This is a genomic window from Myxococcus sp. CA023, assembly GCF_010998615.1.
GTDB lineage: Bacteria > Myxococcota > Myxococcia > Myxococcales > Myxococcaceae > Myxococcus.
This window is the reverse complement of record NZ_JAAEAH010000058.1, coordinates 54,939-66,047: the sequence shown is the minus strand read 5'-3', so window position 1 is coordinate 66,047 and position 11,109 is coordinate 54,939. Positions and strand designations below refer to the sequence as shown.

The window sequence follows — 11,109 nt, the reverse complement described above, 5'->3', positions numbered from 1 at the left end:
CCGCCCTCCCAGCGCTGGCGTTGCGAGCGGCTCTGCTTCTCCCCGGACACCATCTCCCCCAGCACCTCCGCCTCCCAGACGTAGTGCACGCGGAAGTCGTTCTGGGCCAGGCGGATGCCGTACTCCAAATCCTCCACCACGCTGAAGGCGTCATGCGGCACCTTGGCCAGCGCGTGGTGTGTGAAGCACATGCCGTTGCCGCGCAGGCCGCACGACACGCCCAGCGTCTCCCTGCCCTGCGAGCGCACCTTGTGGAACATGCCCAGGGCAATGGTCATCAGCCGCGTGCGCCAGGACGCCGTGGGGTTCATCACCCCGTAGTGCGCCTGCATGGCGTGCGCCCCTTCGACTCCGGCCTTCGAACCCTCGACACCCTCGATGCGCTTCGCGAAGGCGGTCAGCAGGTTGGGCGACACCACCGTGTCCGCGTCCACCACCACCACCGCCTCGGCGAAGCCGTCCTGCTGGCTGAACTCGAAGGCATGAGCCAGCGCGTAGCCCTTGCCCCGCTTCGTCGTGTCCTGCCGCTCCAGGACGAAGGCGCCGGCCTCGCGCGCCTTCTGCGCCGTCGCGTCGGAACAGTTGTCCGCCACCACGATGATGCGCCGCAGGTGCGCCGGGTAGTCCACCTCGGACAGGTTCTTCACCGTCCGGGCGATGCCCAGCTCCTCGTTGTGGGAGGGGATGATGATGTCGAACTTCCGCGGCCCGATGCGCGTCGCCGGCGGCTGGGGCCGATAGGAGAGCAGCGTCAGGGTCAGCAGATAGCCACACGCCACCGCCACGGGAAGCTGCGCCACGCACAGCGCCACGTCCAGCCACGTCCACGATGTCACGACATGCACCCCCGAGCGCGCTGTTCAGCGCCGCTCCAACTCCGCCAGCACGGGTAGCTTCAGAATCCGCTCGACCTGCCACTTCTCCAGAATGCGCCGGCGGATGATGTCCAGCGCCAGCGCCGCGAAGATGCCCATGCCGATTCCGCCCACCACGCCCGCGGCGACGATGAGCTGCACCTTCGGCTTGGACGGCCGCTCCGGGAAGGTGGGCGGCGACAGCACGCTGAAGCGGTGCTTCATGGACGCGCGGGAAATCTCCAGCTCCGTGCGCGCCTGGTCCAACCGCCGCATTTTCTCCTGGTGTCGCATCACCAGCATGCGCACCCGGTCCGCCGCCACCGACACCTCCGGGTCATCCGACGTGGCCGGCCCGCCGAACGTCGCGCCGCCCAAGGCCGCCGTCGCCAGCCCGGACTCCAGCTCACCCGGGTCACCGCCGTTGCGCACGTACTCGTTGATGAGCTCCGTCATCTCCGAGCGCAGCGCAATCAACTGCGGCGAATCCTCCTGGAGCGAGGAGATACGCTGCTCCAGGTCGGTGATGATGGGGTGCTGCGGCGAATAGATGACGCGCTGCTCGGACAGCTGGTTGCGCAGCTCCGTCAGCCGCCGCGAGCGGAAGTCCTCCACGTCGCCAATGGCCCGGCGCTTCGTCTGAATCATGAAGCGCATCTGCGCCAGCAGGTGGTCGGTGTTGATGCCCAGCGCGGCGTTGGACGCGGCCGTGGGGCCTCCCCGGCGGCCCTTCTTCTCCTCTTCCTTCTTCCGCCGCGCCTCCACGCGCTTCACCGCCGCGTTGAGCTGGCCAATGGCCTGCTGGATGCCCTCGGCCTCGTCCACCACCTGCTTCTCCAGGATGGTGATGGCCTCTTGCACCGCGCCCATCTCCGCCGCCTGGCGCATGTCGAGGAAGTTCTGCTGCGCCTCCTGCACGATGTTGAGCGCCAGCTGCGGGTCGCTCCACTCCACGCCGATGGAGACGGTGCCCGTGCCGCCCTCCACGCCGACAATCATCGCCTGCTCGAGCATGGCGGTGAGCGCGTCGCGCTTGTCCTCGTCCGACATGGGCTTGGGCGGCTTGCGCAGCACCTTCTCCTTCAGCCGGCTCAAGGGCGAGCGCTGCAGCTCCCAGTACTCCACCAGCTTCGCCTGCGCGACGATGGACCTGAGGTTGTCGTGCTTCATCACCATCTCCCACGCGGCGCGCGTGGGCTGGTCTGCGTCCACGGGGATGGAGCGCCCGGGGTTGGCCAGCGAGGAGATGATGAAGTTGCGCTGCGTCAGCATCCGCGTCTCCACGCGGTACTTGCGCGGCATGATTTTGCTGACGCCCATCGCCAGGGCGGACACCGTGCCCATCACCACCAGGGCGAGGAACCAGTGCCGCAACACCGCGTTCTTCAAATAGAAGACCGCGTCGATGACGAAGCCCCAGTCGATGAGGTCCGCGGGCGCGTTCGTCTCCGGGCGCTCCGGAGTGAACGCGGGCTGCTGCGGCACCAACTGGGGGCGCGGCCCGGGAGCCCCGGGCGCGGGGACCGTCACGGCGTCCTCCTGGCCCCAGTGCTCTTGAGGAGCGACTGCACCCGCCGGGTGAACTCCTCCTGGGTGAAGGGCTTGCCCAGGTAGCCGTTGGCGCCGGCCTCCTCGGCGTGCGCCTTGTCCTCCGGCAAGTCCCGGGCGCTCACCACCAGCACCGGCACGTCCGCCATCGTCGCCGAGCGGCGGATGTGCTCGCAGAGGTCATAGCCGGAGATGTCCGGCAGCGTCAGGTCCAGACACACGAGGTCGGGACGCGCGGCCGTCTCCAGGTGCTTGAGCGCGGCGCGGCCACTGGGCAGCTCCACAACCTCCTTGAACCCCATGTCCCGCAGGTAGTCGCCCAGCATCTTCCGGAAGAAGGGGGCGTCCTCCACCAAGAGGACCGTGTGCAGGTCGGACTCCATCCGTCGTCAACCTTTCTGAAACTCGCTCAGCCGAACCCGAGCCGTGGCACCCAGACGAGGACGCCATACGTGTATGCCGCGTTGAAGAGGACGAACCAGAGGATGGCCTTCTTCAGCCCCCGCATCGGATGCGGATCCCTCGCCGCCTTGGCTGGCAGGGCGATGGTGAGGATGAGGACGGACATCAAGATGAGCTTCGCCATGGCGCCAGCCCTTAGAGAATACCAGTTTGTCGCACGGACAGGCCCAGCGTTGCCGCCCACGTCAGCCGAGCCGCCGGCAGTTCGGGCGAGCGGCTCCACGTCCCTCGGATGTCGGTATCCACGGACACCCACCGTGTGAGAATCCAGGAACCAGTGAAGCCTCCGGAAAGGATGCTGTCCCCACTACTTCCGCCCACGGCCGCGGCGCCGCCGCCAATGGCGGACACGCGCACGCGAGGCCCCAGGGCCCAGGTCCCCGTCAGCGTCAGGTCCGCCCGGGGGTAGACGCGCGCCGTGAGCCGGTCCGTGAAGGGGACGAGCCGCAGGTCCGCCCGGCCGTTGAAGTCCGCGGTGCGCGAGGGAATCCGGTGGCTCACCCCGACATTCAAGTTGGGGAGCAGCTCCGTCCGGGGCGCGTCCAGCGGGCCGGGCTCGGGCTCGCCTTCGCCGGGGGGCACGGGGATGGAGTGCACCATGCTCACGCCCGCTCCGGCCTCCAGGGAGGTGCGCCTGTCCACCCGGTGCCCCCAGGCCTCTCGCAGCGTGACGATGGTGTTGTTCGCCCCGGTGGAGAAGCGCGCGTAGTTGAACGCCACGGAGGTGGTGATGGCGCTCAGGGGGGACAGCGCATGGCTGAGGGACACGTCCGCGCGCGGGCCATACTGCATGGGCACCGCTTCGCGGGCGGGCCCGTCCAGGCCGCCGCTGATGGAGAAGCCGCCGGAGCCGGTGAGGTTCCACCGCCGCCCCAGCCAGCCGGTGTCCGCCGTCAGCGTCGTCGCGGAGGAGAGGAAGTAGACGGTGTCCGCCTGGGGCAGGGGCTGCAGGGGCCCGCCGCTTCCGGGGGGCCGCAGCGGCCCGTCGGGGTCCGTGCCCGGTGTGCCGCCGGGCAGGGAGCCCAGGTCCGTGGTGAGGAGGTTGACGCTGCCCAGCACCAGCTCCTCCGACAGGCGCAGGGACAGGCCGCGCTCGGGACGCCACAGGCCGGCCAGGCGGCCCATGTGCTGGATTTCGGTGCGCGCGCGGGCGGTGACTTCGCGCAGGCTGATGCGCGGGGCGTACTCCACCTGGAGCGCGGTGTTGCCGTCGCGAATCTCCAGGCCCAGGAGCGGGGTGACGTCGGTGTCGCCCGCGACACGGGGGGCCTCGGGGGCGGGGTCCTCATTGGAGCGCAGGCGCGAGTCGACGCGCGCGGCCGTGGCGTAGCTGACGGAGGCGGAGGACACCTCCAGCATCGCGACGGTGAGGACCGTCCCCAGCACGGGTTATTCCACCACCACCACGTCACCGGGGCGCAGGCGGAAGGTGGGCGCGCGCCCTTCGGCGTGGATGAGGTCGTCGTAGCGGAAGCGGATGCGCTCGGGCGCGGCGCCCTCTTCCTGGCGCATGACGAAGATGCGGTCCTTGTGGGCGTACTCGGTGAAGCCGCCCGCGCCGGCCAGGGCCTGCAGCAGGCTGGCGCCCGGGTCGATTTCCAGCGGACCGATGCGGTTGACCTCGCCCACCATGGTCACCTTGATGGGGCGCGCCATCTCCAGCGCGACGGTGACGACGGGGTGGTTGATGTAGTCCTTCAGCCGCGTCTGGATTTGCTGCGACAGCAAGGCCGGGGTGTGGCCGGCGGCCTCCACGTCGTCCAGGAAGAGCAGGCTGATGCGGCCGTCCTCGCGCACGCGGGCCTGCGTGGTGAGCGACTCCTGGTTCCACACGCGGATGTTGAGCAAGTCGCCCGCGGCGATGCGATACGCCGAGTCCACCGGGGGCGGCTTCTCCTGGTAGTCATCCACCCAGGTGTACTTGCCCAGGCCCCGGCAAGCGGGCGCCAGCAGCAGCAGCGCGGCGCAGGCGGCGAACGAGCGCCAGGGACGGCGCGGGGCGGAAGGCAGCTGGCGGTGCATGGACGGCATGAGCGGCGGAACTCTCCTCACGGGGTGGGCGCGGCTTCGGGCGCGGGGTTTCCACGGCGGCGGGCGATGCGCACCACCTGGAGCACCTCGCCGGGGCGCACCGCGCCGGTGGCCAGCACCGCGACGATGTACAGCACGGCTTCCACGGTGATGCGCACCCACGGGTTCAGGAAGGCCAGCAGCGTCTGGTCCAGCACGGCGATGGCCGCGCAGATGACGGCCGTCTTGGCCATCATGGACACCAAACGCGCGTCGAAGGCCGCCTTGCCCATGCGCCCCAGCAGGCTGATGGTGACGCAGATTTCCATGAGCAGCATGGACAGCGCCGTGCCCGCCGCGCCGCCGCCGTTGCCCAGCGCCGAAAGCATCAGCGGAATCAGCAGCAGGTTGAGGAGGGGGATCAGCACCACGCTGCCAATGACGCTGGTGATGGTCACCCACCACTCGCGGTTCGTCATGGTCAGCCACAGGCCGGCGTTCATCGTCACGAAGGCCAGCACGAACAGCGGCGACATCAGCCGCAGCGGCATGGCGGATTCGGAGAACGCGCCGCCCATCAGCCCCACCCACAGCGGAGCGCCCAGGACGATGAGCATCATCATGGGCACGGTGACGGCCAGCGTGCCCTCCAGCGAGCGGCGCGTCAGATTCGTCAGCTCCGCCTCGGAGCGCTCGGCCGCGCGGGACGCCAGCGGCATCAGCACCCAGCCGAACACCGGGTTGAGGAAGAAGGTGAGGCCCGCGATGTTCCACGCCGCGCCGTACCAGCCCACCTCTTCGTGGCTGGAGACCATGCCCAGAATCATCACGTCCAGGCGCCCGTTGGCCGCCAGCGCCGCGCCGGTGATGAAGAAGGGCAGGCTGGCCTTGAGCACCTTCAGCGTGGCCGGCACGTCCACCTTGAAGGTGAGGCCCATGTGCTCGCGTGCCAGGTACCAGCCCACGCCCAGCTTCACCGCCTCGGACGCCACCAGCGGCACCGCCAGCCACGGCAGCGGCAGGCCCGCCACGGCGACGGCCAGCAGGCCTCCGCCCCACACCAGCTTGGTGACGATGTTGGAGACGGACAGCCCCGCCACCTTGCCCTTGGCGTGCAGCAGCGCGGCCACGGAGGCGTTGATGATGATGAGCGACTGGGCCAGCGCGAAGACGTAGACGAGCTGGCGCACCTCGGGCGGCTCATCGAAGTGGGCCATCACCAACGCCATGGCGCCCATCAGCACCGCGGTGAGGCCCAGCCGCAGCAGCAGCGTGCTGCCGAAGAAGTCGCTGGCGTGCTCGGGCCGGCGCGTCACCTCCTTGCGGATGTACATCTCCAGGCCCAGGTGGGTGGCGATGAAGAAGACGGCGGAGAAGCTGTCGGCGTAGTTGAAGCGCCCGAAGCTCTCCGGTCCCAGGTGGGCCGGCAGCAGGAAGCGCACGCCCATGGCGATGGCGTACGTGGCCAGCAGCGAGCCACCGAGCTGGAGCCCATTGCGCACCGCGCCCATCGCCTCATGCGAGCGCTCGCGCTCGCCCGCGTCCTGCGAAATGGAATGGCTGGGACTGTTCACGGTGGGAGCGTGCGGACCCGGCGCCGGCCAGGACTGCCCGGGTGCATAGAAAACGAGCGGGGGCGGCACGTCAATGCCGCCCCCGCAAAGGTTGGGTTGCCTGAAGGCTTGCTAGCTGGCGCCGCGGCCCGTGAGCACCACCGGCACCGTCTGGAGCAGCAGGCGCAGGTCGCTCGTCAGGCTCCAGTGGTCGATGTACTGCATGTCCAGGTACATCCACTCCTCGAAGGAGATCTGGTTCCGTCCTGACACCTGCCAGATGCAGGTGAGTCCCGGACGCACCGACAGGCGGCGGCGCTGCCACGTCTCGTACTTGGCCACTTCGGTGGGCACCGGCGGGCGCGGCCCGACGATGCTCATCTCCCCGCGCAGCACGTTGATGAACTGGGGCAGCTCATCAATGGAGAACTTGCGGATGAAGCGGCCGATGCCGGTGATGCGCGGGTCGTGCTTCATCTTGAAGACGGGGCCCGTCTGCTCGTTGAGCGCGGCCAGCTTCTCCTTCAGCTCCTCGGCGTTCACCACCATGGAGCGGAACTTCAGCATGTAGAAGGGCTTGCCGTTCTGCCCCACGCGAAGCTGCTTGAAGAAGATGGGGCCCTTGGAGGTGAACTTCACCGCCAGCGCCACCATGCCCAGGAGCGGCAGGAGCGCCCACAGCGCCGCCGCGGACACGCAGATGTCGAACAGGCGCTTCATCGCCATCTGGTGCGGCTTGGGGCTCACCGCCGCGAAGTGCAGGAAGCCGTCCGCCACCGCGCGGCGCTCCACCGGGCGGGCGCGGTCCAGGCGGAAGCTGTGCGCGGGCAGCGCGAAGGGCACGCCGAAGCGCTCGGCCAGCTTGATGGCCGCCTGCATGGACTCGCCCTGCTTCAGCGTGTTGCCGGCGATGTACACCTCATCCACCGCGGTGTTGCGGAGGATGCGCTCCAGGTCGTCCACCGAACCCATGATAGGGCCGGGCAGCTCGCCCACGGCGCCGTTGTCGTCGTGGAAGCGCACGTAGCCCAGAATCTGCCGGCGGCCACGGTTGGCCAGGTCCTCGCCGGTGTAGCGGCCCATGGCGCCCGTGCCCACGATGAGCACCGCGTCCATGGGGCGCTCCTGCGAGGCCACCGGGCGGAAGACGAACAGGCGGAGGAGCAGCGTCACCGGCCAGAAGATGAACAGCAGCGGGCCCACCACCGGCGACGTCACCACCGTCGGCACCGCCACACTGCCCAGCGTCAGCACCGTCACCACCGCCAGCGTCGTCACAGACACCAGCGCCACGTGGTCCAGCTTGCTGCGCTCGGCGAAGCGCGAGTCGTACAGGCACAGCGCGGTGCCCGTCACAATCCACACCACCCACGCCGCGAGCACCAGCCCAGACACCTTCCAACCGGACTCCGCCGACAGCTGTCCGCTCAGCCACGCCGAGCCCACCAGCACCGACGACAGCAGCACGAGGTCCACCGTGAGGTTCAGCTTCGCCGCGAACCCCGGGGCCAGCTTGGGCGGCCCCTGCACCTCTTCAATTGCTTGTCCCTGAGCGTTGGCCGACCCAGGAGCACCGACCACCGCCGCACTTGCCGTTGCGCCGCTCATCGTGTCCACCCCCCTCTGCTCACTTTCGTGCAGTTGAAGCAGAGGTCGCCGTTGAGGCTAGAAATGTTTAAGTCGGAAGGAAACCTGTTTTGCCCGATATCGCGGCGCGGTGCAACCCCTGCCGCGTCAGTAAGACGTGGCAGCGTGTGAAATCTTGTGACCGCCCTACCCAGGTTCGAGCTCACCGAGCATCACCAACACATTGTGGTTCACCGCGGCTGCCCGCGTTTCCTTCGTCACGGTTTCTTTGCATTAACGATGCCGGTCTGACGCGAAGGCACGGATGATGCCAGGAGCCGGGTGCTCCCGGGAAGGGCGACAGGAGTTTCAAGGGGTTACGCCTGTAACAGGCGTTCGGGCCCGGTGTAGACGTTGAAGCGCTCGTCCCGGACGAACGCGGCCAGCGTCATGCCAGAACGCAGGGCCAGGTCCACTGCGAGGGAGCTGGCGGCGGAGACGCCCGCGACGATGGGAATCCGGGCCATGGCGGCTTTCTGGATGATCTCAAAGCTGACGCGTCCACTGACGGCGAGCACTGCGGGCTGACGCGTCAGCGGGAGGCGGGAGGCCCCCGTGCCCCGCACGAGGCCGGCCAGCACCAGGGTGCCCACCGCCTTGTCCACGGCGTTGTGACGGCCCACGTCCTCATGGGCGGCCATGAGGTGGCCGTCGGCGTCGAGCACGGCGGCGGCGTGGACGCCTCCGGTGCGGGCGAAGTTGCGCTGCACGTCGCGCAGGCGCTCGGTGGCGCGGGCCACGGCGTCGGGGTGGAGCACCGGGCCGGGCGGCAGGGGCGGGCACACGGCGAGCAGGTCATCCACGCTGCGTCGGCCGCACACGCCACAGGCGGAGGTGGTGAGGGTGCCCCGGCGGGCGGTGCTCACGCGCTCCACGTCGAGGAAGGCGCCGGGGGCGGGGGTGACTTCGATGACGTTGCCGAAGCCCTCCTGGCCTGGCCGTCCGCAGTGTGCCAGCCCGCCCAGGTCGTCCACGCTCTGGAGGATGCCCTCGGCGAAGAGGAAGCCGGTGGCCAACTCGCGGTCATGTCCGGGCGTGCGCATGGTGGTGGCCACCGAGTCTCCGCTGACGCGAATCTCCAGAGGCTCCTCCACCGCGATGTCGTCCTCCTGGGCCGGGAGCAGCGCGGCGCCGTTCCACCGCTGGATGAAGCGGCGCGTGACGCCGCGGGCATCCACGGGGGGCAGGGGGGCGGGGCGGCTCGGGCGCAGGTGGGCCAGGATGAGGTCCGCCACGGCGCGCACGTCGTCGGGGTGCAGCACGCGCAGGCCGGGTGGGAAGTCCGTGGGGAGCGCGGGCTCGGAGGAGAGCACCGCGAGGACCTCCGGGCGCGAGGGCGCCAGCGGCGGGCCCAGACCCTCCCGCCATACCTCCAGCTTGGGGAGGGGGCCGTCCTTCCAGCCTTCGACGAGCACCAGCTCCACGGCGCCCGCGTAGCGCTCGAGCAGCGATGGAAGCGCGTCCGAGAGGGCGGTGGCCGTCGTGAGCTGGACGCCCGCGGGCGTGGCGAAGCCGGTGAGCACGGCGCCCGCGTCCTGGTAGCGGGCGGTGTCGCTGCCGGGCCGGTGCAGCGGATGGGCATCGGAGGAGTGCTTCACCACGGCCACGCGCAGGCCTCGCGTGGCGAGCTCGGGAACGAGCCGGGTGAGCAGCGTCGTCTTGCCGGCGCCGGACCAGCCCACCACGCTGAGCGCGGGCACGCGGCTCATGCCAGTGCGCCCACGGGTGTGAAGGTGGGCCGGTCGAAGAGCTCGACGTCGACGAGGTCGTCTTCGGCGAATTCCGCGCGGCCTGGTGGGAGGAGGGCCCAGCCCTCTCCGTGGACGTTCTGGAGGATCTGCCCGGCGCCCTGGGGGCGGAGCACGGCGCGCGGCGCGAGGCCGCCCCGGGCTTCCAGGGTGGTGGTGATGAGGTAGGTGAGGCCCGCTTGCTTGTGGCGTGCTTCGGAGAGGTGGGCGCGGACGCGGCGGCGCGTCTCCAACACACCTTGGTGTTTTAGAAGGAGCGGGCGCGCGAACTGGTCGAACGCCACGGTGGCCGCGCCGGGATTGCCGGGCAGCACGACGACGGCGGTGTCACCCAGCCGGGCCACGGCCACGGGCTTGCCGGGCTTGAGCGCGACGCCGTCCACGAAGAAGCGGGCGCCGAGCGCGGCGAGCACGCGTTTCACCAGGTCCTTGTCACCCACGGAGGCGCCTCCGGTGGTGATGAGGACATCCACCTGCGGGGCCAGTCGGGAGAGCGCATCGCGCAGGGCGCGCTCGTCATCGCGGGCGCGGGCGAGCTGGCGGACATTCGCGCCGGCCTCGTGGGCGAGCGCGGCCACGAGGACGAGGTTGCTCTCGTACACCTGGTGGGGCAGGGCTGGAGTGCCAGGAGGGACGAGCTCATCGCCGGTGGCGAGCACGGCGATGCGCGGCGCGGAGCGCACCCAGACGTCCGTGTCGCCCATGGACGCGAGCACACCGAGCACGGCGGCGCCCATGCGCTGGCCCGCGTCGAAGAGGGGTGTGCCGGTGAGGACTTCCTCTCCGGCGCGGCGGATGTCGTTGCCGGGCGGCACGGTGATGAAGATGTCCACGCAGGCGCCGTCTTCGGCGGCGCGAGTGGCCTCCTGTCGGACGACGGCGTCGGCGCCGGGGGGCAGAGGTGCGCCGGTGAAGACGCGCGCGGCTTCTCCGGGCCGGAGGGGCGTGGAGGGGAGGGCGCCGGCGAAGACCGTGCTGGTGACGCGCAGGCGCGCGGGCCGGTCGCGGGAGGCGCCCTGGGTCTCCTCGGCGCGCACGGCCCAGCCGTCCATGGCGGAGTTGTCACAGCCGGGCAGCGAGCGAGACGCCGTGACAGGGCTGGCGAGGAACCGGCCCTGGGCATTAAGGAGCGGCACGCGCTCCGGCGCCGCCGGGGCGATGGCGTCGAGCGCGGCCTGCCGGGCGGAGTCGAGGGGCGTGAGGGGCATGGAAACGCCGCAGCCTATGACGTGGAGCGCCCGCTGTGTCCACGGAGGCAAGGGACGCTTCGTTTGGGGGCGTGCGTGGGCGGACAGATAAAGTGGCCGC

10 protein-coding genes are annotated in these 11,109 nt (G+C 70.1%); all 10 read right to left on the bottom strand.

The window, feature by feature from the left end; all coding sequences use genetic code 11:
- Window positions 1-845: glycosyltransferase family 2 protein (locus F8M74_RS24585; protein ID WP_163884553.1), on the bottom strand; the 845-nt coding region annotated here is incomplete at its 3' end.
- A 15-nt stretch (window positions 846-860) separates the two neighbouring features.
- Entirely contained in the window at window positions 861-2,384 is a 1,524-nt protein-coding gene (epsV, locus tag F8M74_RS24580) for a PCP family exopolysaccharide biosynthesis protein EpsV (protein WP_141258834.1), read from the bottom strand.
- The gene (epsW, locus tag F8M74_RS24575; RefSeq protein ID WP_140796210.1) at window positions 2,381-2,785 is read right to left on the bottom strand and encodes an exopolysaccharide biosynthesis response regulator EpsW; all 405 of its coding nucleotides are present in this window, start codon (window positions 2,783-2,785) and stop codon (window positions 2,381-2,383) included. Before epsW ends, epsV begins: the two co-directional genes overlap by 4 nt.
- Window positions 2,786-2,811: 26 nt before the next feature.
- Window positions 2,812-2,988, bottom strand: coding sequence for a hypothetical protein (locus F8M74_RS24570; protein ID WP_011557330.1), 177 nt, complete (start codon window positions 2,986-2,988; stop codon window positions 2,812-2,814).
- Between the two features lie 11 nt (window positions 2,989-2,999).
- A complete protein-coding gene (gene epsX, locus F8M74_RS24565; protein ID WP_141258833.1) occupies window positions 3,000-4,250 on the bottom strand; it encodes an exopolysaccharide export protein EpsX in 1,251 nt (416 codons plus the stop codon).
- A 3-nt stretch (window positions 4,251-4,253) separates the two neighbouring features.
- On the bottom strand, window positions 4,254-4,895 hold the full coding sequence (epsY, locus tag F8M74_RS24560) for an exopolysaccharide export protein EpsY (protein WP_171410175.1): 642 nt from the start codon (window positions 4,893-4,895) through the stop codon (window positions 4,254-4,256).
- Window positions 4,896-4,912: 17 nt separating this feature from the next.
- Complete coding sequence (wzx, locus tag F8M74_RS24555; RefSeq protein WP_141258831.1) at window positions 4,913-6,448, bottom strand: exopolysaccharide biosynthesis flippase; 1,536 nt, start codon at window positions 6,446-6,448, stop codon at window positions 4,913-4,915.
- A 111-nt stretch (window positions 6,449-6,559) separates the two neighbouring features.
- On the bottom strand, window positions 6,560-8,044 hold the full coding sequence (gene epsZ, locus F8M74_RS24550; RefSeq protein ID WP_141258830.1) for an exopolysaccharide biosynthesis polyisoprenyl-phosphate hexose-1-phosphate transferase EpsZ: 1,485 nt from the start codon (window positions 8,042-8,044) through the stop codon (window positions 6,560-6,562).
- 326 nt (window positions 8,045-8,370) lie between these two features.
- Window positions 8,371-9,762, bottom strand: coding sequence for a formate dehydrogenase accessory sulfurtransferase FdhD (gene fdhD / locus F8M74_RS24545; protein ID WP_141341726.1), 1,392 nt, complete (start codon window positions 9,760-9,762; stop codon window positions 8,371-8,373).
- Entirely contained in the window at window positions 9,759-11,009 is a 1,251-nt protein-coding gene (glp, locus tag F8M74_RS24540) for a gephyrin-like molybdotransferase Glp (RefSeq protein WP_141258372.1), read from the bottom strand. Before glp ends, fdhD begins: the two co-directional genes overlap by 4 nt.
- Window positions 11,010-11,109: the final 100 nt, after the last annotated feature.

Bases quoted from the DNA above. Each gene is read 5' to 3' on its own strand.
- F8M74_RS24570 (WP_011557330.1), bottom strand. From the start codon at position 2,988: ATGGCGAAGCTCATCTTGATGTCCGTCCTCATCCTCACCATCGCCCTG.
- epsW (WP_140796210.1), bottom strand. From the start codon at position 2,785: ATGGAGTCCGACCTGCACACGGTCCTCTTGGTGGAGGACGCCCCCTTC.
- epsY (WP_171410175.1), bottom strand. From the start codon at position 4,895: ATGCCGTCCATGCACCGCCAGCTGCCTTCCGCCCCGCGCCGTCCCTGG.
- glp (WP_141258372.1), bottom strand. From the start codon at position 11,009: ATGCCCCTCACGCCCCTCGACTCCGCCCGGCAGGCCGCGCTCGACGCC.
- fdhD (WP_141341726.1), bottom strand. From the start codon at position 9,762: ATGAGCCGCGTGCCCGCGCTCAGCGTGGTGGGCTGGTCCGGCGCCGGC.